Genomic DNA, 21,554 nt, shown 5'->3' on the forward strand with positions numbered 1-21,554 from the left:
ACACGGCATGACGTCGAGCGTCGGCCGAGAGAGATCAGTCGGCGACGGCGACGAGGCCGAGCTCGGCGGTCGACCGCAGCAGCGGATGCCGCGGCACCACGCGCACCGTATAGCCGAACGCCCCGGCACGGTCGAGCACGACGGCGCCCGTGTAGAGGCGTTGCCCCGCCGGGACCTGCGCTGCGGGATCGACCTCGAGGGCCGCCCGCCGCACGGCGTCGATCGTGTCGTCGGCGCGGCTGCGCCCGTAGACGACCTCGACCGTGACGTCGTCGGGCGTCAGCTCGCCGAGCTCGACGTAGGCGCGGAGCCGCAGCTCGTCGCCGACGTGCGGCGCCTCCACGCCGCCCGATTCGACATGCACGACGTCGACGCCCGGCCAGGCCGCGTGCACCCTGCCGCTCCACGCCGAGAGCTCCCGCGCGCCCCGCGCACCCTCGGCCGAGACCGCGGCGAAGTGTTCGGCGGCAGGCCGGTACAACCGCTCGACGTACTCGCGCACCATGCGATCGGCGCCGAGTTCGGGCGCGAGCACGGCGAGGGTCTCGCGCACTCGCCGCACCCATTCCACCGGCACGCCGTCGCCGTCGCGCTCGTAGTACCTCGTGGCGACGCGGTGCTCGAGCAGGTCGTAGAGCGCCGCCGCCTCGAGCGCGTCCCGCTCGCCGGCATCTCCGGCTGCATCGGCCGACGGGATCACCCAGCCGTAGTCGTCGCCGGCGAACTCGGCCCACCAGCCGTCGAGGATCGACAGGTTCAGCGCACCGTTCATCGCCGCCTTCATGCCCGAGGTGCCGCACGCCTCGAGCGGCCGCAGCGGATTGTTGAGCCACACGTCGCACCCCGGGTAGAGCAGCTCGGCCATGCCCATGTCGTAGTCGGGCAGGAACACGATGCGTTCGCGCAGCTCGGGCCGCTGCGCGAACTGCACGAGCTGCTGGATGAGCCGCTTGCCCTCGTCGTCGGCCGGATGCGACTTGCCGGCGATGACGAACTGCACCGGTCGCTCGGAGTTCGTGAGGATCGAAGTCAACCGCTCGGGATCGGCCAGCATGAGCGTCAACCGCTTGTAGGTCGGCACGCGCCGGGCGAAGCCGACCGTGAGCGTGTCGGGGTCGAGCACCCGCGAGACCCATTTCGGCGGCTCGGCGCCGGAGTGCTGATCCCGCCAGGCCGCAGCGAGGCGGCGGCGCGCGTCTTCCACGAGCTGCAGGCGCATGGCCCGCTTGACCGTCCAGAACTCGGCGTCGGCGAGCGCGGGGCTGCGCCAGTCGGCGTGCTCGGTGTCCCCGGTGCCGAGCCGCGTCTCGGCGACCGCGAGCAGGGCCGGGTCAGTCCAGGTCGGCGCGTGCACGCCGTTCGTGATGGAGGTGATCGGCACCTCCTCGGCGTCGAAGCCCGGCCACAGCTCCCCGAACATGCGCCGGCTCACCTCGCCGTGGAGTTTCGAGACGCCGTTGGCGTGCTGGGCGAGCCGCAGGCCCATCACGGCCATGTTGAACGCGCTCGTCGCCGGGTCCGCGCCGGGCTCCACCCCGAGCGCGAGTGCATCCGCCGGGTCGACGCCGGGCAGCAGCGAACCCGACAGGTACCGTTCGACGAGCGCCCGGTCGAAGCGGTCGATGCCCGCCGGCACGGGTGTGTGGGTCGTGAAGACGGTGCCCGCGCGCACGAGTTGCAACGCCGCCGCGAACGAGAGACCCTCGCCGATGTAGGTCGCGATGCGCTCGAGCCCGAGGAAGCCCGCGTGGCCCTCGTTCATGTGGAACACGTCGGGCGCCGGGCTTCCGCTGAGTTCGGTCCACGCTCGCACCGCGCGAGCGCCGCCGATGCCGAGCAGCAGCTCCTGCAGCAGTCGGTGCTCGCCGCCGCCTCCGTAGAGCCGGTCGGTGACCGAGCGCAGCTCATCGCTGTTGGCCGGGATGTCGGTGTCGAGCAGCAGCAGCGGAATGCGTCCGACCGCGGCCTTCCACACGCGTGCGTGCAGTGAGCGATCGTCGGGCAGGGCGAGCGTCACCTGCACCGGCGCACCGTCGGGCGTGCGCAGCACCGAGAGCGGCAGGCCGTCGGGGTCGAGCACGGGGTAGCGCTCCTGCTGCCAGCCGTCGGGCGAGATCGACTGCGAGAAGTACCCCGCCTTGTAGAAGAGGCCGACGCCCACGAGCGGCACGCCCAGGTCGGATGCCGCCTTCAGATGATCGCCCGCGAGGATGCCGAGACCGCCCGAGTACTGCGGCAGCGCCGCAGTGATCCCGAACTCGGGCGAGAAGTACGCGACCGTGCGCGGCGCCGCGGCCCCGAGGGACTGGAACCAGCGCGGCTCGGCGAGGTAGTCGCGAAGATCGGAGCGTTGGCGCTCGGCCCATTCGACGTAGCCGTCGTCGCCCGCCAGCTCGTCGAGTCGGGCCGGGTCGACCTCGCCGAGGAACGCCACGGGGTCTCGCTCGGAGGTGCGCCAGAGCTCGGGGTCGATGTGCTGGAACAGCCGCCGCGTCGGTTCGTGCCACGACCAGCGGAGGTTTCCGGCGAGTTCCTCGAGCGCAGCGAGCTGGGGCGGGATGACCGCACGGACCGTGAACTTGCGAATCGGCTTCACGGGCTCCACCCTAGGTCGGGCGTGTGTCGAACGCGTGAACGGGCGGACTCCGAATCGCTCGCGCCGGATCGAGCCGGGCCCGCCCTCGGCACACTCGAGTCCGTTCTCTGCCGGCCGCGAGCCGTTTCGCCTACTGGCCCCCACCGAGATCAGATACGGTCGAACCGTGACGACTGCCCCTGCGCACGCCGGCCGCATCCCCGTGACCCGGCTCACCCCCGCCCTGCCCGACGCGCGTTGGCGCCCCAAGGCGTTCGAGGGCGAGGTCGTGCCATTCCGTGCCACGGTCTTCCGAGAGGGCCACGACCAGGTGGGCGCGATGCTCGTCATCACGAGCCCCGCGGGTGTGCAGCGACGCGAGCGGATGTCTCCGCTCGCGGCCGGCACCGACCGCTGGGAGGCCGAGGTCCTCCTCGACGAGACCGGCGAGTGGCACTGGCACGTCACGGGGTTCGACGACGAGGTCGCGACCTGGCGGCACGACGCCGCGCTCAAGGTCGACGCCGGGGTCGACGCCGAGCTCATGTTCGAGATCGGCGCGCGTCTCATCGATCGGGCCGTCGCCGAGAAGACGCGGCCGCTCGCGGCACGCAAGCGGCTCACGGCGCTCGCCGCCGCGCTGCGCGAGCGCGAGGCATCCGTCGCCGATCGTCGCGCGCTCATCGACGACCCAGCACTCCTCGAGTTCGAGGTGCGCCCGCTCGCGCGTCTGACGACGGACTCGCCCGAGCACACGATCGTCGTCGAGCGCCGCCGCGCCGGGGTGGGTTCGTGGTACGAGTTCTTCCCGCGGTCGGAGGGGGCGAAGCAGCTGAAGGACGGCAGCTGGAAGTCGGGCACCTTCCGCACTGCCGCCAAACGCCTCGACGGCGTCGCCGCCATGGGCTTCGACGTCGTCTACCTCCCGCCGATCCATCCGATCGGCGTCACCAACCGCAAGGGTCGCAACAACACCCTCGATCCCGGCCCGCACGACCCCGGTTCCCCGTGGGCGATCGGCGGACCGCTCGCCGACGGCTCCCCCGGCGGTCACGACGCCGTGCACCCCGACCTCGGCACGCTCGCCGACTTCCGCGCCTTCGTGCGCCGGGCGGGTGCGCTCGGCATCGAGGTGGCGCTCGACCTCGCCCTGCAGGCCGCCCCCGACCACCCGTGGGTGACGGAGCATCCCGAGTGGTTCACCCAGCTGCCCGACGGCACGATCCGCTACGCGGAGAACCCGCCGAAGAAGTACCAGGACATCTACCCGGTGAACTTCGACGACGACCCCGAGGGCATCTACGACGAGGTGCTGCGGGTCGTGCGTCACTGGATGAAGCAGGGCGTGCGCATCTTCCGAGTCGACAACCCGCACACGAAGCCGCTCGCGTTCTGGGAGCGGCTGATCGGCGCGGTCAACGCGGATGACCCCGGGGTGATCTTCCTCGCCGAGGCGTTCACCCGACCGGCGATGATGCAGGCGCTCGCGATGGTGGGCTTCCAGCAGTCGTACTCGTACTTCACCTGGCGCAACGCCAAGGCGGAGCTCGAGGAGTTCCTGACCTCGGTGTCTCAGGAGACCGCGGACTTCATGCGACCGAACCTGTTCGTGAACACTCCCGACATCCTCACCGAGTACCTGCAGTTCGGCGGACCGGCCGCTTTCACGGTGCGTGCGACGATCGCCGCGACCGCAGCACCCCTCTGGGGCGTCTACGCGGGCTTCGAGCACTTCGAGTCGGTAGCCCGGCCGGGCGCCGAAGAGGCGATCGACAACGAGAAGTACGAGTACAAGCCGCGCGACTTCGCCGCTGCCGAGCGCGACGGTCGCTCGCTCGCGCTCTACCTCGGCATCCTCAACCGCATCCGCGCGGAGCATCCCGCGCTCGGACAGCTCCGCAACATCCGCTTCCACGCGAGCGACGACGACTCGGTGCTCGTCTACTCGAAGCACCTCTCGGGCCGGTTCACCGGCACGGGGGGCCGACCGGGCGCCGACGACACGATCATCGTCGTCGCCAACGTCGACCCCCACTCGGTGCGGGAGACGACCGTGCATCTCGACCTCGAAGCGCTCGGGCTCGAACCCGGCACCCGGTTCGAGGTCGACGAGCTCGTCACCGGCGAACGCTGGGTCTGGGGAGACTCCAACTACGTGCGGCTCGACGCCTTCACCCGACCGGCGCACATCCTGCACGTGAGAAGAGTCGTCGATGCCTGAACCACTCGCCGCTCCCGTCATCGCCGACGAGGTGCTCGCCGCCGTCGCCGAAGGCCGCCACCCCGACCCCCATTCGGTGCTCGGCCAGCACGGCTTCGAGCTGCCGCACCTCGAGGGCCCGCTCACGGCGATCCGAACGCGCAGGCCGCTCGCCGAATCGGTCGAGGCTCTGCTCGCCGGCGGCGAGGCGATTCCGCTCAGCCATGTCGGACACGGCATCTGGGCGGGCGCTGGAGCGTTCGGTCCCGTCGACTACCGCGTCCACGCCCGGTACTCGGGAGGTGCGGAGTGGACGAGCGACGATCCGTACCGCTTCGCCCCCACCATCGGCGAGGTCGACCTGCACCTCATCGGCGAGGGCCGGCACGAAGAACTGTGGCGGGTGCTCGGCGCCCATTACCGGGCGCACTGGGGTGTCGCGGGCGGTGTGAGCGGTACCGCGTTCACGGTGTGGGCACCGCGGGCCCGTGCCGTGCGCGTCGTCGGCGCATACAACCGCTGGGACGGCACCGGACACGCGATGCGGAGCATGGGCGGCAGCGGTGTCTGGGAGCTCTTCGTTCCCGATGTCGAGCCCGGCGCGGTCTACAAGTTCGAACTGCTCACCGCGGCCGGCGACTGGATCATGAAGGCCGACCCCATGGCACGCCAGGCCGAAATCGCCCCGGCCACCGGGTCGGTGGTCTCGCACAGCACGCACGAGTGGGCCGACGACGCCTGGCTGGCACGGCGTGCGCAGGCCGAGCTCCACGCCGAGCCGATGAGCGTCTACGAACTGCACCTCGGCTCCTGGCGGCCCGGCAAGGGCTACCGCGACGTGGCCGACGAGCTCATCGAGTACCTCGACTGGCTGGGGTACACGCACGTGGAGTTCATGCCCCTCGCGGAGCATCCGTTCGGGGGCTCGTGGGGCTATCAGGTGACCGGGTACTACGCGGCCACCTCGAGGTTCGGCTCCCCCGACGACCTCAAGTACCTCATCGATCGCCTGCACGGAGCGGGCATCGGCGTCATCATGGACTGGGTGCCCGGGCACTTCCCGAAAGACGAGTGGGCGCTCGCGAGATTCGACGGCGAAGCGCTCTACGAACACCCCGATCCTCGACGCGGCGAACAGCTCGACTGGGGCACCTACGTCTTCGACTACGGCAACCCCCGGGTGCGCAACTTCCTCGTCGCCAACGCCCTCTTCTGGTTCGAGGAGATGCACGTCGACGGGCTGCGGGTCGACGCCGTCGCCTCGATGCTCTACCTCGACTACTCGCGCGAAGAGGGCGGGTGGCTGCCGAACATCCACGGAGGCCGGGAGCACCTCGAGGCCATCGCCTTCCTGCAGGAGGCGACCGCGACCGCCTACAAGCGCAACCCGGGCATCGTCATGATCGCCGAGGAGTCGACGAGCTGGCCGGGTGTGACCGCGCCGACCTCGAGCGGCGGCCTCGGCTTCGGCTACAAGTGGAACATGGGCTGGATGCACGACTCGCTCGAGTACATCCAGAACGATCCGATGTACCGCTCGCACCACCACCACGAGCTGACCTTCTCGTTCCTCTACGCGTTCAGCGAGCACTTCGTGCTGCCGATCAGCCACGACGAGGTCGTGCACGGCAAGGGATCCCTCCTTCGGAAGATGCCGGGCGACCACTGGCAGCAGCTCGCGAACGTGCGCGCCTACCTCGCCTTCATGTGGGCGCACCCCGGCAAGCAGTTGCTCTTCATGGGGCAGGAGTTCGGCCAGCTGTCCGAGTGGAGCGAGGAGAGAGGACTCGACTGGTGGATCCTCGACCAGCCGAGTCATCGACAGCTCGCGGAGTTCGTCGGGGCCCTGAACCGCGGCTATCGCGCGACGCCCGCGCTCTGGCAACTCGACGACGACGCTGCCGGATTCGAGTGGGTCGAAGGCGGCGCGGCGGCCGAGAACGTGATCGCGTTCCTCCGGTACGACCGCGAACGGCGACCGCTGCTCTGCATCGTCAACTTCGCCGGGGTGCCGCACGAGGGGTTCCGTCTGGGCCTGCCGAGCGCGGGTCGCTGGCGCGAACTCCTGAACTCGGATGCCGCGGAGTTCGGCGGCTCGGGGGTGGGCAACCTCGGCGGGGTCGAGGCATCCGACACCCCGTGGGCCGGGCGGCCCGCCTCGGCGTCGTTCGCCCTGCCGCCGCTCGGCGCGGTGTGGTTCACCCTCGACGACCCGGCGGCCGCGTAACGCGAACGTCTGACGACGTCTCACACGTGCGCCGGTCGCACAGCCCGTCCCGCGCATCGAGTGCGCTGCCGGGCGCGCGGTCTCGAGCGAGGCTCAGTACAAGAGGTTCGTGAGCCGGCGCCGCGCGACGACCACACGCGGGTCGTCGGTGCCGACGACCTCGAAGAGTTCGACGAGACGCTCGCGCACGGCCTTCTTGCCGTCGGCATCGAGGCTCGGGAACAGCGTCAGAAGCCGATCGAACGCGTCGTCGACATGCCCGCCCGAGAGATCGAGATCGGCGACGTCGAGCTGAGCTCCGAGCTCCTGCGGCGCTGCCGCGGCGGCATTGCGGATCTCGTCGAGGGTCTTGCCCTGCAGCCGGCCGAGCAGATTCGCCTGCGCCAGGCCCGCCACGGCGAGCGTGTCCCGCGGATCCTGCGCGATCGCCGTGCGATAGGCGGATGACGCAGCAGCGAAGTCGCCCCGCTCGATCGCGTCGTACGCCTCCTGATGCAACGGCGGCAGAGGCTCCTCGACGGGTTCAGCGGAAGCGGGGTCACTCGCGACGGGCTCGCCCGGCTCGATGCTGCCGGTCACGCCGTGCTGTCCGGCGAGCTCGAGCAGCTGGTCGAAGACCTGGTCGATGACGTCTTCGGGCTGCGCACCGGCGAAGAGCGGCACCGGCTGCCCCGCGACGAGCGCGACGACGGTCGGGATGGACTGCGCCTGGAAGGCCTGCACGAGCTGCGGACTCCGGTCGGCGTCGGCTGCGGCGAGCACGAGCCGGCCGCCGCGGGCGCGAACGAGCTGCTCCAGCGAGCCGAGGAGCGTCTTCGACGGCTCGCTCCACGTCGCCCAGAGGGCGACGACCACCGGCACGGTCCGCGAGAGCTCGAGCGTGGAGCCGAAGGCCGCGTCATCCGTCTCGAACACGATCTGATCGCCCGAGCCGGATGCCGCGTGCGCGCCCTGGGCGCTCGAGCCGCCCGCCGACTGGCGCTGCACGAGGGCCGAGAGGTCGACCGCACCGCGAAGCGCGGCACCTGAGGGGGGAATCGGGTTGGTCACGGTACCTCCGAAGCTCCGATGAGACTCTCGGACCAGCCGAGAAGACGGATCTGGTCGTCGGCGTCGTTGCCGACGCCCGGGACGTAGAACAGCAACTGAATGCCGATGACGCGCTGGACGCCCTTCGCGGTCTTCCCGGTGAAGCCGGAGAGCGCCGCGGCCGGACCGGGCTCGAACCCGACCGTTCCACCGTCATTGGGCAGCACCTTCTCGGTCTGCTCGATCGAGACCGTCACGAGTGCACCGGCGTCGTTCGTCGCGAGCGCGATCGTGGGGCTGTCGCCGACGATGTTCGAGAAGGTGGCGTCGGCCGTGCCCGGCAGCGCGTCGTTCGTGGCCTGCTGCCCGGTCACGCCGAGCTGCTCCCTGAGCACATCGCCCTCGGGGTCGAACGTCGGCGCGAATTCGGAGGCGTCGCCCTTCAGGAGCACGTCGGCGTACGCCGCTGCGACCTGTCCGGTCGGCATCACGAGACCCTTGAACTCCGGCGAGATGGGCGGTGCGCCGATCGAGGCGGGCGCGACCTCGGGCACGTCGGCATCTGGCGCGAGCGCGAGGGAATAGAGGATCTTGTAGTTCTCGCGCGGTGTCTGCTGCACGAGCACCAGTGCGGTCGGCGCGATCGTCGGGTCATCCGCGTTCTTGGCGACGGTGAGCACCGTGCGCGGCCAGCCGGAAGCCTGCTGCGGAAGGGTCAGCGTGAGCGGCGACGCCGGGATGGGCGCCGGAGCGGCATGCTCGGCCAGCGTGCCGCGGATCGCGTAGTTGGCGGTTCGGGCCTCGAGCGCCGGACCGGTGAACCGCTGTGCGGCCGCGGCAGCGTCGCGCGAGGTGTCGACCTCGGTGGCGAACGCCGCGACGCGGCGCATGATGCGCTCCATCTGCGGCACGGTCACGGCGGGCTGCGTCTGAGGCTCGTCATCGCCTTCGTCATCGCCTGCGTCGTCGTCGCCGGGGGCCGGGGAAGACACGATGGGCGTGGCCGGCGCGGTCGTCTCGGGCGCCGCCAGCTGGTCGAGGCTCGGCCAATAGTCGGGCGAGCACGCGCTCAGCGCGAGGGACGGGACGACGAGGAGCGGCACGAGCGCGACCCGCTTGGCGCGACCGAGGGCACGGCGCGGGGCGCCGCCCACCTGCATGCGACCGGGTTTCGGGGCGCTCGGGAGTTTGCCGCGCGGCCCCTTCGGAAGATTGCGGCGGGGCCCCCGCGAGCGACGGTGGTTGATGAAGCCGGAGAGCAGGAGCGCGATGCCCAGCAGGAAGACGAGTGCCCCGCCGACGATGAGCGGCCCGGCCCACGGCGTGGAGTTGTCGAGCGGCCAGTCGATCTTCACTCGCGACGGGAGCTCGTCTCCGCCGTCGGCCGTGATCAGCACAGAGATGCCCTCGGGCACATCGACGGTGGTGGAGAGCGTCATCTCATCGCTGAACTCGTCGAGCCAGAGATCCGAACCTGCGGGCGATGGAACGCTCGCCTCGGCTTCCGCGGCGTCCGCGGTGGGCGCAGTGGGCGCAGTGGGCGTGGTTGAAGGCGTGGTCGGCACCGGCTCGTCGTCCGGCTCGGCGACGACGATCTCGTCGCTCAGCGCGTCGGCCTCCGCGTCGTAACCGACGGAAACGTACTCCGCCCCTCCGAGCCATGCCTCGACGTCGGAGCTTCGGCCATACGACAGGTACACCTTCGGAGAACCCGACACGGTGATGGTCTGCTTTCCCGGATGGGCGGCGAGTGCTTCGGGCTCGACGACGATGAATCCCGCGTCGCCGCCGGAGAGCGTGGCCGACATCGAGACGCGATCGGGTTCGAGGAAGACCGTGCGCTGGGCGATCCCGAGCCCGATCATCACGGCCGCGGCGATGAACGCCACGATAGCGAAGACGAAGCGCACGAACCGACCTCCATTGCCGCCCACGGCGGCCTCTGACAAAGACATTCCACACTACTGGCGGAATCTGAGAGACTCCTAACCAGTCGCTGGACGAATGGTGTCTGCGCGATCGCTCGCTGGGCGAACGATGTCGCCGCGCCTTTCGTGCGCCCCGTACAATCGGACTCACCATCCCGCATGCGCCCCCCACGAACGCGGGACAGAGCCCGGAGGAAGAATGGCCGTCGAAGACACCGAGTTCACGCAAGTGTTCCGCGGATACGACAAAGACGAGGTCGACAAGGCGATCAATGGACTTCGCCGCGACATCATCGCCGCGAACAACCAGAGCACCGACAGCGTCAAGGAGAACAAGCGACTCCTCGCACGCATCGAAGAGCTCACCGCCGAACTCGAGGAAGTCGGAAGCCCCACCTTCTCCGGGCTGGGCACGAAGCTCGAGAACACCCTTCGCGTGGCGGAGGAGCAGTCCACCCGCCTCATCGCACAAGCCGACATCGACGCAGAGAAGCTGCGCCGTGCCGCCGAAGACGAGTCGCACCTCATGCGCTCCGACGCGCACGAACTCGCCGAGCGCACGCTCACCGAGGCGCGCTCGCAGGCCAACCGGATCCTCGAGAACGCCCGCGCAGAGGCCGACGACATGGTGGCGCGCTCGCACGAGGCGAGCGAACAGCTGCGTCAAGACGCCGCCCGCGATGCCGCGGCGATCCGCGGCGCCGTCGCGACCGAGACCGCAGAGATCCGCACGAGCGCCAAGCGCGAGTCCGCGGCCATGACGGCCGCCGCCGAGCGCAAGGCGTCCGAGATCCTGGTCTCGGCCAATGCCGAAGCGACCGAGGCTCGAGCCACCGCAGCGGGCCTCACGCAGGAGACGGAACAGACCCGCGCCGAAGTGGCCATCGAGCTCGACCGGGCCCGCGCCGAACTCGCCCGAGAGACCGAACAGGCGCGCATCGACCTGGCTGCCGAGACCGAGCAGTCCCGCCTCGACCTCGAGCGCGAAACCGCCGAGTCACGCGCCGGCATCGACGCAGAGATCGCCGAGCGCCGCGCAGCGCTCGTGCACGAACTCGACCAGGCCCGCACCGACCTCGATCGTGAACTCGAGGTCAGCCGCGCCGAACTGGCGCAACAGCGCGACCAGGCGAAGATCGACCTCGAGCGCGAGGCCGAAGCGGCCCGACTGAAGCTGCAGCACGAGCTCGAACGCAGTCGTGCCAAGCACGTCGCCGACCTCGACCAGCTGCGTGCCGACCTCGCCCTCGAGCAGGAGCAGGCTCGCGCCGACTTCGACGCCGAGTCCGAGCAGGCTCGCATCGACCTCGACAACCAGCTCACCGCGATGCGGAAGAAGACGACGCACGAGGTCAACCGCATGCGCCGGGAGATCGAGAAGGCGCATCTCGACCTGGAGTCCGAGCTCTCCACCAAGCGCGACGAGGCCGAGCAAGAACTCCTCTCCGCCCATCAGGAGGCCGTCTCGCAGACGCAGAAGTTCCTCGAAGACGCCAACGCAGAACTCGCCGAAGCGGTCGCCCGCACCGCCGAGAGCCGCGCCGAGGCGGATCGCCTCGAAACCGAGGTGCGTTCCGACATCGCCGTCGTCCGCGACAAGGCCGACGACGAGGCCCGCGATCGTATCGCCGCGGCCCACGAGCAGGCGCGCAGGCTCATCGCCGACGCAGAGGAGCGCACTCGTGCCCTCGTCGCCGACGCAGAAGACCGGCTCTCGCAGATCAAGATCGAGCGCGACGCCGTCGCCGGCTACTTCGAGAGCCTCCGCGGCGTGCTGACGCAGGCGGAGCAGATCGCGGCGAAGACCAAGTAAGTCGGTCCGAAGAGGGGATGCGGGCCGTTCCATGAAGATCCAGAACGCGTTCCGCATCGGGCTCGTCGGCACCCTCGGTGTCGGAGTCGGCCTCCTCATCCTCGGCTCGATCGCGACGCTGTCGACGATCCTCGCCTACATCGGCGTCGCGCTCTTCCTCGCCCTCGGCCTCGATCCGGCGATCAGCTGGTTCGAGCGCCGAGGGCTTCCGCGTTGGGCCTCGATCCTGATCGTCATGACCGGGGTCGGGATCCTGGTCGCCGCCCTCGTGCTCGCGGTCGTGCCGATCATCGTCGACCAGGTGAGCCAACTCGTCGAAGAGGTCCCGAGGATCGTCGATCGGATGAGCTCCCAGGACTGGATCGAGTCCCTGAAGGACCAGTTCCCCCAGGTTCCGATCGACGAGATCAACGATCAGGTGACGAGCGGCCTCACCGACTTCGTCACGAACCCCGACAAGCTGAGCGAACTCGCCGGCGGCGTGCTGCAGGTCGCCGTGGCGATCGGTGCCGGGGTGTTCGGCGTCGTCATCGTGTTCATCCTGACGCTCTACTTCGTCTCGTCCCTGACCACCATGAAGCGCGCCGGCTACCAGCTGGTGCCCGCGTCGAAGCGCGCGCGGTTCGCCGACCTCACCGAGCAGATCACGCAGTCGGTCGGGCGCTACGTGCTCGGTCAGGTCTCGCTCGCCGCCGTCAACGGCGTCGCGAGCTTCATCTTCCTCTCGATCATCGGTGCGCCGTTCCCTGCGGTGCTCGCCTTCCTCGCGTTCCTGTTCTCGCTCGTGCCGCTCGTAGGCACGCTGAGCGGTTCGGTGCTGATCGTGCTCGTTTGCCTCATCCCGGGGCTGAGCTCCCCCCTCACCGCGCTGGTCGCGGCGATCTACTACATCGTCTACATGCAGGTCGAGGCATACGTGCTGAGTCCGCGCATCATGAACCGCGCCGTCAAGGTGCCCGGGGCCCTCGTCGTGATCGCGGCTCTCGCCGGCGGCTCACTCGGCGGCGTGCTCGGCGCCCTCGTCGCGATCCCGGTCGCGGCAGCCACGCTGTTGATCATCAAGCAGGTCGTGGTACCCCGCCAGAACGAGCGCTGAGCGGCTCACACGGGGCTGGGCACTCAGCCCGTCGGCCCCGCCCACTCCGTCGGCAATGGCAGCGCGGCGGGGTTCACGACGGCCACGATCTCCTCGAGAACCCGACGAGTCTGCGACTCCCCCACCCAGAGGTGCCTGCCCCCGGCGACGTCGATGCGGGTGATCTTGGGCACGCTCGAGAATCGCTCCGCAGCCTCCGGCGGCCTCAGGTAGTCGTCGAACTCGGGAATCAGTGCGACGAGTTCGGGCGATGCGTGCTGCCACCGGGCGAGCTCTTCGTCACTCGTACGGTGCAGGGGCGGCGAGAGCAGGATCGCACCGTCGATGCCATGCTCGAGTCCGTACTTCAGGGCGAGTTCCGTGCCGAACGACCAGCCGACGAGCCACGGGTGCGGCAGACCCCGCTCCGCGACGAATGACATGGCCGCCGCGACATCCGCTCGCTCGTCGACGCCCTCGCCGAAGGAGCCGTCGCTCCTGCCGCGCGGCGAGACGGTGCCGCGGGTGTTGAATCGCAGCACGGCCAGATCGGCGAGGGCCGGCAGTCGCGCGGCCGCCTTCCTGAGGATGTGCGAGTCCATGAAGCCGCCGGCCGTCGGCAGCGGATGCAGCGTGACGAGTGTCGCGACGGGTGGGTGCTCGACTGGCGTCGCGAGTTCGCCGACCAGGGTCAGCCCGTCGGCGGTGTGCAGTTCGATCTCTTCGCGCCGCGCCGGAAGCTCGACGCCCGCGCGAATCTCAATGGTCGATTCAGTCATGGCGTGCCGATCCTCCAACAGTGGATGTGCCAATGGCGGCGCGAGGCCAGGTCTGCGGCGTCGCCCAGCACGCCGTCGGCGCGCCACGCCACGAGGTGGGCGACGCCCGGGGCGACATCGAGCCCGCAACCGGGGCACAGATAGGCCTTCACCGCCTGCGCCTCGGAGACGGGCTGCACGTTCCACTCGCGCCCGCTCCGGGACTCGGTGCGACGCCAGCCGGCGGTGAGACGCTCGACGTCGAGCTCCTGGTGTTCCTGACGGGCTCGGGCCGCCCGACTCCGGGATCGGTTCGAACGCACCATGAGCACCAGTCTAGGCGAGCCCGCGCGGTCCTCTGCGCTGCGCACGCAGGGCGACGGATCAGTACCAGCCGACGTCTTGCGAGTGGCCCCAAGCGCCGCAGGGGGTGCCGTACCGGCCGGAGACGTAACCCAGACCCCATTCGACCTGGGTCGCCGCGTTCGTCTCCCAGTCGGCGCCGGCGGTGGCCATCTTCGAACCCGGCAATGCCTGGGGGATGCCGTAGGCACCGCTCGACGCATTGTGCGCGTTCACCCGCCAGCCGGATTCCTTGCTCCAGAGTGCCACGAGGCAGTCGAACTCGCTCGGCGCCCAGCCGCGAGCCGCGACCGCACCAGCCGCATACGCCTGCGCCGATCCCGGATCGGGGGTGATGGCGGGTGGAGCCCAGCCGCTGCCGGCACTCGTCGACGCCGGCGCGAGCTTCACCTCTGGCTTCTTCTCGACGACGTAGCTCTCGTGCGCGACGTCGATCGAATACTCGCCGTCGACCTCGATCGCCTGCACCTGGGCTCCGCCGAAGCGGTCGCCGTCACTCGCGAAGTTCGATGAGGCGGTTGCGCCCGAGAAGGGATCGACCACGTTCACGAGGAGGAAGCTCACGGACGCCGTGAACGCGAACACGACCGTTGCGGCCTGCTTGACCCGGCCGGCACGGCTCGGTCTCGTGGCAGGCGGGGCTGCCGACGTCGTCGGACGAGACTCGATCGTCTCGTCTCTGTCCGTATGCCTACCCACGATTCGTCGAGTGTATCCGAGGGAGGTCGGCAGGCGCGAGCCCGACTCGCGGGTTCACCGTACCGCCAGCATGACGTCGACGACCGCATCGAGCAGGAGGTCGACCTGCGCCTCGCGGTAGCCGCCGCGCTGGGTCTTGAACACCACCGTGCGAACGTCTTCGATCGAGATCGGCCAACCGTCGCGAAAGTACCGGGTGAGCTTGTCGGCGAAACGGTCGACATCGCGAGTGCTGTAGCCGCGAACGAGCGGGCTGACCCGGTCGAACCGGTGGCCCTCAGGCCGTGCGAGCCGGTTCGAGACGACCTGCGCGGTCGTGCGCGCTTCGCGCAGCCATGCCTCGCCGCCGTGCAGCCGGGCGGCGACCTGACGCTCCTGAGCGGCGAACGCGTCTTCCAGACGCTCCAGCGCCTGATCGACGTGGGTGGTCGAGTAGCCGCCCTTCTGCATGGCGAACGCCGTGAGCCGGATGCGATCCGACGTCAGCGGCGCGTCGTCTGCACTCGCGGTGCCGTCGTACGCGCGTCGTGCGAGCTGGAGGAACCCGTCGACCTGGGTGGTGTTGTACCCGAGCTTGGGCTTTCGTACGCGAGGGAAGGTGGAGTCCACCGCTCCATTATTGCGGAGGCTCACCGCGCGGGCTCACCCGAAGATGCGGAACGCGACGAAGGCGACGGCGGCCGAGGGAAGGATCGAGTCGAGCCGATCGAGGAATCCGCCATGGCCGGGAAGCCAGGAGCTCATGTCTTTGATGCCGATGTCGCGCTTGATCAGCGACTCGACGAGGTCGCCCAGTGTCGCCGTCAAGAAGATCGCCGCTCCGAAGATGAGGCCGAACCACCAGGTGTTGCCGAGCATCAGGGTCGAGAGCAGCACGCCGGCTACGACGCTCGCCACACCTCCCCCGGCGAAGCCCTCCCAGGTCTTCTTCGGGCTGATGATCGGCGCCATCTTGTGCTTGCCGAACATGAGACCAGAAGCGTAGGCACCCGTGTCCGCCGCGACCGCGACGATGATGAAGGCGAGCGTCCAGAACTGACCGCCCTCGGCGGCCGTCAGCACCACTGCGAATGTCGCGAGGAAGGTGACGTAGCCCTGCACGAAGGCGCCGGCGGCGAGGTCTCGTGCAAGCGCATGAGGAGAGCCGCGCCGGAGGGTCGGCCCCAGCTGCTCAGCGAGGCGCCAGATCGTCACGACGAGGATGCCGCCGAGGACCGCGAGCAGCTGGCCACCGGCACCGCCGTAGTACGAGAGCGGCACGGCCGCCACCGCGACGACGACCGTCGCAACACGGGGAACGTGGTACCCGCCCTTTCGCAGCGCTTGGGCGAGCTCATAGCTCGCGAACGCGGCGATGAGCACCGCGAACAGCATGAAGAGCTCTTTGATCACGAGGAGGCTGAGCAGGAGCGCGCCGCCGAACGCCAGCCCGATGAGCGTCGCGAGGATCAGGTTTCGCCCCGTGCGGGCCTGGATCTTCTCCTGCGCCTGATCGAACTGCGCCTTGCCGACTTCGAACTGCCGTTCGAGATCGACCTTGCGGGCGTGCACTTGCGCTCGGAACTCCTCGCGCGAGGTTCGTTCAGCTCCCCCGGCGTCCGACTGATCCTCTTCTGGGACGCCCGACATCGTCTGCCTCAGACCTCGAGGAGTTCGGCTTCCTTGCGCTTCAGGGCGTCGTCGATCGCGTCCACATTGGACTTCGTGATCTGCTCGAGTTCCTTCTCTGCGCGCGAAACCTCATCGTCGCCGACCTCGCCCTTGAGTGCGTCGAGGTCGTCCTTCGCCTTGCGCCGGATGTTACGCACGGACACGCGCGCATCTTCGGCCTTGCCGCGAACGATCTTGACGAACTCCCGGCGGCGCTCCTCGGTCAGCTCGGGAAGGGTGACCCGGATGATGTTGCCGTCGTTCGAGGGGTTCGCCCCGAGGTTCGGGGTGTCACGGATGGCCTGCTCGATGTCTTTCAGCGCAGCCTTGTCGTAGGGCGTGACGACGAGCGTGCGGGCCTCGGGGTTCTGCAGTGACGCAAGCTGCGCCAGCGGAGTGGGCGTGCCGTAATAGCTCACCATGATCTTTTGGAAGAGCTGTGGGTTCGCCCGACCCGTGCGCACGGTCGAGAAATCGTCTTTGGCGACCTCGACAGCCTTCTGCATGCGTGCGGTGGCATCGGAAAGTACATCCGCGATCACGGGGGCTCCTTCTGGTTCGCTACTCGGGACAGTCTATCGACTGGAGGGCTATACGCCGTTGCTGACGATCGTGCCGAGGTCGGCGCCGAGGATCGCCGCCGTGACGTTGCCGCCCGGCGCCATGCCGAACACCTGCATCGGCATGCCGTTGTCCATGCAGAGGCTGAATGCCGTCGAGTCGACGACCTTCAGCCCTCGCTGCAGGGCCTCCAGGTAGCTGATGCGATCGATCTTGTGCGCGTCGGGGTTCGTGCGCGGGTCGTCGGAGTAGACGCCGTCGACGCCATTCTTCGCCACGAGCACGACGTCGGCGCCGATCTCGAGAGCGCGCTGCGCAGCGACCGTGTCGGTCGAGAAGTACGGCAGTCCCGCGCCGGCGCCGAAGATGACGACCCGGCCCTTCTCGAGGTGGCGCTCGGCACGGCGCGGAATGTAGGGCTCTGCGACCTGGGTCATCGAGATCGCGGACTGCACGCGTGTCTCGGCGCCCGCCTGCTCGAGGAAGTCCTGCAGGGCGAGCGCGTTCATCACGGTGCCGAGCATGCCCATGTAGTCGGCCCGGCCACGGTCCATGCCGCGCTGGGAGAGCTCGGCGCCGCGGAAGAAGTTGCCCCCGCCGACGACGATGGCGATCTCGACCGTTCGTGCGGCGTCGGCGATCTCGCGTGCGAGGGAGCTGATCACGTCGGGGTTCACCCCGAGGGACCCAGCCCCGAACGCCTCACCCGAGAGCTTCAACAGGACCCTGCGCTTGTGTTCCGTCATCCTGACCGATCCTTCCCTCTGCGTGTCAAAGCTACTGGTTCGCCGAGCCCTGCGCTGTGCCGGTTCTCGGGCGTTCCGACGAGCCGCGGGCCCGCCGGGCATCCGGATTTCTCCGGACACAGCAAAGGAGTCCGGATCGCGAACGATCCGGACTCCTTTGTAGCACCTAGGCGCCGACCTTGAAGCGAGCGAAGTCGCTCACCGTGAGGCCCGCGTCGGAGAGGACCTTGGCGACGGACAGCTTGTTGTCTTTCGCGTAGTCCTGCTCGAGCAGTGCGACCTGCTTGAAGAAGGCTCCGAGGCGACCTTCGATGATCTTCGGAAGGGCGGCCTCGGGCTTGCCCTCCTCACGGGAGATCTGCTCGACGATGCCGCGCTCCTTCTCGACCGCTTCGGCCGGGACCTCTTCGCGGGTGAGGTACTCGGGGTTCGCGAACGAGATGTGCTGGGCGACCGAACGAGCGGTCTCCGCGTCGGCACCGGCGTAGCCGAGCACGACGCCGACCTGCGGCGGGAGGTCTTTCGACGTCTTGTGCAGGTAGATCGAGAACTGCTCGCCCTTGACGAGACGGATGCGACGAAGCTCGACCTTCTCGCCCAGGATCGCCGCCTCTTCGTCGATCACGGTGGCGACGGTCTTGCCCTCGGCCGGCGCGGCCAGAGCGGCCGAGACGGTCTCGGCACGAGCCGCGGCGACAGCCGCGAGCACGCGGTCGGCGAGACCGACGAACTTGTCGCCCTTGGCCACGAAGTCGGTCTCGCAAGCGAGCTCGATCATGGTCGCGGTGCCGTCGCCGTTGTCGACGGCGGCGACGAGGCCCTCGGCGGTGGACCGGTCGGCGCGCTTGGCGTTGCCCTTCGCGCCCTTCAGGCGGAGGATCTCGACCGCCTTCTCCATGTCGCCATCGGCTTCGACGAGGGCGTTCTTCGTGTCGACCATGCCGGTGCCGAGGCGCTCGCGCAGGTTCTTGACGTCTTCGAGAGTGAAGTTGGCCATATCAGTAAGTCTCCTGGACTCGTGGTCTTACTTGGACTCGGGTGCTTCGGCAGCCTCGGCGGCTTCTGCGCCTTCGGCGTCGGCCGAAGATTCGGTCGCGGCGACCTCGGTCGCAGCCTCGTCGACGACCTCGGCGGCTTCGGTCTTCGCCTCTTCGACGGTCTCCGCGACAGCCTCGGTCTCGGCCGAAGCCTGCTCGGGGGTGGTCTCGGAACCGGCCTGGAGGAGCTCCTGCTCCCACTCGGCGAGCGGCTCGACGGCGGAGACGTTGCCCTCGGCCTCGGGCTTCTGGTGGCGCTCGATGAGGCCCTCGGCGGCGGCGTCGGCGACGATGCGCGTGAGCAGGCTCACCGAACGGATCGCGTCGTCGTTGCCCGGAATCGGGTACTGGACCTCGTCGGGGTCGCAGTTGGTGTCGAGGATGCCGATGACGGGGATGCCGAGCTTCTTGGCCTCGTCGATCGCGAGGTGCTCCTTCTTGGTGTCGACCACCCAGAGGGCCGACGGCGTCTTCGTCAGGTTGCGGATACCGCCGAGCGACTTGTGCAGCTTGTCGAGCTCGCGCTTCTTGATGAGGAGCTCCTTCTTGGTGAAGCCGCTCGTGGTGCCCTCGAAGTCGAGCTCCTCGAGCTCCTTCATGCGCGCGAGGCGCTTGGAGACCGTCTGGAAGTTGGTGAGGAGGCCGCCGAGCCAACGCTGGTTGACGTAGGGCTGGCCGACGCGGGTCGCCTGCTCGGCGATCGCATTCTGCGCCTGCTTCTTCGTGCCGACGAAGAGGATGGTGCCACCGTGGGCGACCGTCTCGCGCACGAAGTCGTAGGTCTTGTCGATGTAGGCGAGCGACTGCTGCAGGTCGATGATGTAGCTGCCCGAACGCTCCGTGAGGATGAAGCGCTTCATCTTCGGGTTCCAACGGCGGGTCTGGTGCCCGAAGTGCACGCCGCTGTCGAGCAGCTGGCGGATGGTGACGACGGCCATGAGCCGTACTCCTTTGTTCTCAGTTGTCGCTCCGGCCGGCGGCTGGAGCCCTGGCGCCCGGCACGGCTCCGCCTGTTCCGGCTTCGAGAAGCTGGAGCGGGACTGAGTGGAGTCGTCGGCCGAAATGGCGCGCGTAGTCACCCCGGAAGACCGGAGTGCTGCCGATACTCTACCATCGGCACTCCCCCTCCCCAACCGCACGCGAGCGGCCGCAGTCCACGCATGCGCACCCCCGCCCGGCGGATGCCGCGGGGTCGATCGATCATCGACGCATGAGTGCATCGACACCTCCCCGCCCATCACCGATGCGAGCGGCCCGAATGCCACGACGCCGTTCCGCTGCCGTCTTGCTGGTGGCCGCGATCGTCATCGCGATCGCGCCGGCATCCGCGACCGTCGCGCATGGCTCGGCCGCTGCCGGCGGAGAGGCGGTCGGGATGGTCGGGGCGACGGAGGCGATCGAGGCGATCGAGGCGATCGACGGAGCGAAGGCGAGCCGGGCAGTCGGCCCGAACGCCGAGCCGTGGCGATGGCCGGTGCCGGCGCCGATCCGCGTCGTCGCACCGTTCCGCGCCCCGCCGACTCCCTATACCGCGGGCCACCGGGGCATCGACATCGCCGTCACGCCTGCTGCAACGGTGGCGGCACCGGCGTCGGGTGCGATCAGCTTCGCCGGCATGGTCGCCGGTCGCCCGGTCGTCGCCATCGATCACGGCGATGGTGTGGTGAGCGCGATCGAGCCCGTGGCGGCACTCGCCCGCATCGAGGCGGGCATGCGGGTCACGGCAGGCGAGGCCATCGGCACGGTGTCGACCGGCGGGCACTGCGAAGCCGACTGCGTGCACTTCGGGGTGAGAGTCGACGGCGAGTACGTCTCGCCCTTCCTCTTCCTCGGCGGCCTGCCGAGGGCGGTGCTGTTGCCGTCGAACTGACTCACGCGCGCGGATGCGCGGTGCGATAGCTCTGCTTGAGCCGTTCAGACGACACGTGGGTGTAGATCTGCGTGGTGCCGAGGCTTGCATGCCCCAGGAACTCCTGCACGGCGCGCAGGTCGGCACCGCCGTCGAGCAGGTGCGTGGCGGCGCTGTGCCGAAAGGCGTGCGGCCCACTCGGTCCGGTGCCCGGTATCTCCGAGAGCAGGGCGGCGACGAGCCGGTAGACGCTCCGAACCCCCAATCGTCCGCCCTTGACGCCCAAGAAGACCGCGCGTGTCGCTGCGGCATCCGCCGGCTCGACGGCACGTGAGGTTTCGCCGGTGCGTCCCGATGGCGCGATGCCGTCTGCGGCTCGCGCTGCCGCCGCGGCGAGCATCGCCGGTCGCGCGGCATCGAGGTAGCGATCGAGGGCGCGCGCTGCGGGCGCACCATAGGGCACCATGCGCTCCTTCGATCCCTTGCCGAGCACGCGCACGATGCGGCGGCGACGATCGACGTCATCGAGATCGAGCCCGACGAGTTCCGAGACGCGCAGCGCAGAGGCGTAGAGAAGTTCCACGATCGCCGCGTCGCGCACCTCGACGGGTTCGCCGGTGGCGGCGCGGCCGGCGAGTCCGGCCAGCGCGTCGGCGACCGCCCGTTCGGTGACGACGCGCGGCAGGGTGCGCTGGGCGCGTGGCGCCTTCAGCCTCACGCCGGGATCGGCCTCGAGCGTGCCGCGTCGGGTCAGCCACGCGGTGAATCCCCGAGCGGATGCCGCGCGCCGGGCGATGCTCGAGCGGGCGAGCCCGCGTTCGGTGGCGGAGAAGAGCCAGTCGCGCAGGAGCGGGAGGTCGAGGGTGGTCGCCTCGGTCGAGCTTCGCACCTCGGCGAAGGCGATGAGTTCGACGAGGTCGCTTCGGTAGGCGGCGACGGTGTGCGGCGAGTACCCGCGCTCGACCGCGACGTGCGACAGGTAGTCGTCGAGCAGCACGTCGAGGTTCACCACTCCAGCTTGCTCTGCCCCGGCCCGCGGCGCCG

The 21,554-nt window shown here is 69.4% G+C and carries 18 protein-coding genes; 5 read left to right on the plus strand and 13 right to left on the minus strand.

Annotated features, from left to right (window positions below; all coding sequences use genetic code 11):
• Positions 1–34: 34 nt before the first annotated feature.
• Positions 35–2,596 carry an alpha-glucan family phosphorylase gene (gene glgP, locus DCE93_RS08765; RefSeq protein WP_108596674.1) on the minus strand — a complete coding sequence of 854 codons (2,562 nt, stop codon included), beginning with the start codon at positions 2,594–2,596 and terminating at the stop codon, positions 35–37.
• 166 nt (positions 2,597–2,762) lie between these two features.
• Here glgP and DCE93_RS08770 point away from each other — a divergent pair, with 166 nt between their 5' ends.
• Together DCE93_RS08770 and glgB are read left to right on the plus strand one after the other, a co-directional pair.
• The gene (locus DCE93_RS08770; RefSeq protein ID WP_244284130.1) at positions 2,763–4,796 is read left to right on the plus strand and encodes an alpha-1,4-glucan--maltose-1-phosphate maltosyltransferase; all 2,034 of its coding nucleotides are present in this window, start codon (positions 2,763–2,765) and stop codon (positions 4,794–4,796) included.
• Positions 4,789–7,002, plus strand: a complete 2,214-nt coding sequence (gene glgB / locus DCE93_RS08775; protein ID WP_108595551.1) for a 1,4-alpha-glucan branching protein GlgB — start codon at positions 4,789–4,791, stop codon at positions 7,000–7,002. Before DCE93_RS08770 ends, glgB begins: the two co-directional genes overlap by 8 nt.
• Before the next feature lie 93 nt (positions 7,003–7,095).
• On the opposite strand, the gene DCE93_RS08780 is transcribed toward glgB, so the two are convergent.
• Positions 7,096–8,052 carry a tetratricopeptide repeat protein gene (locus DCE93_RS08780; protein WP_108595552.1) on the minus strand — a complete coding sequence of 319 codons (957 nt, stop codon included), beginning with the start codon at positions 8,050–8,052 and terminating at the stop codon, positions 7,096–7,098.
• Positions 8,049–9,986: a DUF8094 domain-containing protein gene (locus DCE93_RS08785; protein ID WP_146184965.1), complete on the minus strand. Its 1,938-nt coding sequence runs from the start codon at positions 9,984–9,986 to the stop codon at positions 8,049–8,051. Before DCE93_RS08785 ends, DCE93_RS08780 begins: the two co-directional genes overlap by 4 nt.
• A 172-nt stretch (positions 9,987–10,158) precedes the next feature.
• On the opposite strand from DCE93_RS08785, the gene DCE93_RS08790 reads away from it, so the two are divergent.
• Both DCE93_RS08790 and DCE93_RS08795 read left to right on the plus strand, forming a co-directional pair.
• Complete coding sequence (locus DCE93_RS08790) at positions 10,159–11,772, plus strand: DivIVA domain-containing protein (protein WP_108595554.1); 1,614 nt, start codon at positions 10,159–10,161, stop codon at positions 11,770–11,772.
• Positions 11,773–11,803: 31 nt separating this feature from the next.
• Entirely contained in the window at positions 11,804–12,868 is a 1,065-nt protein-coding gene (locus tag DCE93_RS08795) for an AI-2E family transporter (RefSeq protein ID WP_108595555.1), read from the plus strand.
• A 23-nt stretch (positions 12,869–12,891) separates the two neighbouring features.
• On the opposite strand, the gene DCE93_RS08800 is transcribed toward DCE93_RS08795, so the two are convergent.
• The 9 genes from DCE93_RS08800 to rpsB all read right to left on the minus strand — a co-directional run bounded on the left by DCE93_RS08800 (position 12,892) and on the right by rpsB (position 19,599).
• Complete coding sequence (locus DCE93_RS08800; RefSeq protein ID WP_108595556.1) at positions 12,892–13,626, minus strand: alpha/beta hydrolase; 735 nt, start codon at positions 13,624–13,626, stop codon at positions 12,892–12,894.
• Positions 13,623–13,931 (minus strand): hypothetical protein, encoded by a 309-nt coding sequence (locus DCE93_RS08805; RefSeq protein WP_108595557.1) that lies wholly within the window; start codon positions 13,929–13,931, stop codon positions 13,623–13,625. The genes DCE93_RS08800 and DCE93_RS08805 overlap by 4 nt, the downstream gene beginning before the upstream one ends.
• 58 nt (positions 13,932–13,989) lie before the next feature.
• Complete coding sequence (locus tag DCE93_RS14795; RefSeq protein WP_235825238.1) at positions 13,990–14,667, minus strand: aggregation-promoting factor C-terminal-like domain-containing protein; 678 nt, start codon at positions 14,665–14,667, stop codon at positions 13,990–13,992.
• 54 nt (positions 14,668–14,721) lie between these two features.
• The gene (locus DCE93_RS08815) at positions 14,722–15,276 is read right to left on the minus strand and encodes a DivIVA domain-containing protein (protein ID WP_108595558.1); all 555 of its coding nucleotides are present in this window, start codon (positions 15,274–15,276) and stop codon (positions 14,722–14,724) included.
• A 33-nt stretch (positions 15,277–15,309) separates the two neighbouring features.
• Positions 15,310–16,218: a phosphatidate cytidylyltransferase gene (locus tag DCE93_RS08820; protein ID WP_235825237.1), complete on the minus strand. Its 909-nt coding sequence runs from the start codon at positions 16,216–16,218 to the stop codon at positions 15,310–15,312.
• Positions 16,219–16,304: 86 nt separating this feature from the next.
• The gene (frr, locus tag DCE93_RS08825; RefSeq protein ID WP_108595560.1) at positions 16,305–16,859 is read right to left on the minus strand and encodes a ribosome recycling factor; all 555 of its coding nucleotides are present in this window, start codon (positions 16,857–16,859) and stop codon (positions 16,305–16,307) included.
• 48 nt (positions 16,860–16,907) lie between these two features.
• The gene (pyrH, locus tag DCE93_RS08830) at positions 16,908–17,624 is read right to left on the minus strand and encodes a UMP kinase (RefSeq protein ID WP_108595561.1); all 717 of its coding nucleotides are present in this window, start codon (positions 17,622–17,624) and stop codon (positions 16,908–16,910) included.
• A gap of 166 nt (positions 17,625–17,790) precedes the next feature.
• Positions 17,791–18,621 (minus strand): translation elongation factor Ts, encoded by an 831-nt coding sequence (tsf, locus tag DCE93_RS08835; RefSeq protein WP_108595562.1) that lies wholly within the window; start codon positions 18,619–18,621, stop codon positions 17,791–17,793.
• 27 nt (positions 18,622–18,648) lie between these two features.
• A complete protein-coding gene (gene rpsB / locus DCE93_RS08840) occupies positions 18,649–19,599 on the minus strand; it encodes a 30S ribosomal protein S2 (protein WP_108595563.1) in 951 nt (316 codons plus the stop codon).
• Positions 19,600–19,919: 320 nt separating this feature from the next.
• Here rpsB and DCE93_RS08845 point away from each other — a divergent pair, with 320 nt between their 5' ends.
• The gene (locus DCE93_RS08845) at positions 19,920–20,531 is read left to right on the plus strand and encodes a murein hydrolase activator EnvC family protein (protein WP_146184966.1); all 612 of its coding nucleotides are present in this window, start codon (positions 19,920–19,922) and stop codon (positions 20,529–20,531) included.
• A 1-nt stretch (position 20,532) separates the two neighbouring features.
• Here the strand turns inward: DCE93_RS08845 and DCE93_RS08850 are convergent, their stop codons facing one another.
• On the minus strand, positions 20,533–21,519 hold the full coding sequence (locus DCE93_RS08850; protein WP_108595565.1) for a tyrosine recombinase XerC: 987 nt from the start codon (positions 21,517–21,519) through the stop codon (positions 20,533–20,535).
• Positions 21,520–21,554: the final 35 nt, after the last annotated feature.

Source organism: Agromyces badenianii, assembly GCF_003070885.1.
In the GTDB taxonomy this organism is placed as follows: domain Bacteria; phylum Actinomycetota; class Actinomycetes; order Actinomycetales; family Microbacteriaceae; genus Agromyces; species Agromyces badenianii.

What these genes read in the sequence shown, in the direction of transcription:
- rpsB (WP_108595563.1), bottom strand. Translation starts at nt 19,599, where the DNA reads ATGGCCGTCGTCACCATCCGCCAGCTGCTCGACAGCGGCGTGCACTTC.
- DCE93_RS08800 (WP_108595556.1), bottom strand. Translation starts at nt 13,626, where the DNA reads ATGACTGAATCGACCATTGAGATTCGCGCGGGCGTCGAGCTTCCGGCG.
- DCE93_RS08795 (WP_108595555.1), top strand. Translation starts at nt 11,804, where the DNA reads ATGAAGATCCAGAACGCGTTCCGCATCGGGCTCGTCGGCACCCTCGGT.
- tsf (WP_108595562.1), bottom strand. Translation starts at nt 18,621, where the DNA reads ATGGCCAACTTCACTCTCGAAGACGTCAAGAACCTGCGCGAGCGCCTC.
- glgB (WP_108595551.1), top strand. Translation starts at nt 4,789, where the DNA reads ATGCCTGAACCACTCGCCGCTCCCGTCATCGCCGACGAGGTGCTCGCC.
- DCE93_RS08805 (WP_108595557.1), bottom strand. Translation starts at nt 13,931, where the DNA reads ATGGTGCGTTCGAACCGATCCCGGAGTCGGGCGGCCCGAGCCCGTCAG.
- pyrH (WP_108595561.1), bottom strand. Translation starts at nt 17,624, where the DNA reads ATGACGGAACACAAGCGCAGGGTCCTGTTGAAGCTCTCGGGTGAGGCG.
- DCE93_RS08785 (WP_146184965.1), bottom strand. Translation starts at nt 9,986, where the DNA reads ATGTCTTTGTCAGAGGCCGCCGTGGGCGGCAATGGAGGTCGGTTCGTG.
- DCE93_RS08790 (WP_108595554.1), top strand. Translation starts at nt 10,159, where the DNA reads ATGGCCGTCGAAGACACCGAGTTCACGCAAGTGTTCCGCGGATACGAC.
- DCE93_RS08845 (WP_146184966.1), top strand. Translation starts at nt 19,920, where the DNA reads ATGCCACGACGCCGTTCCGCTGCCGTCTTGCTGGTGGCCGCGATCGTC.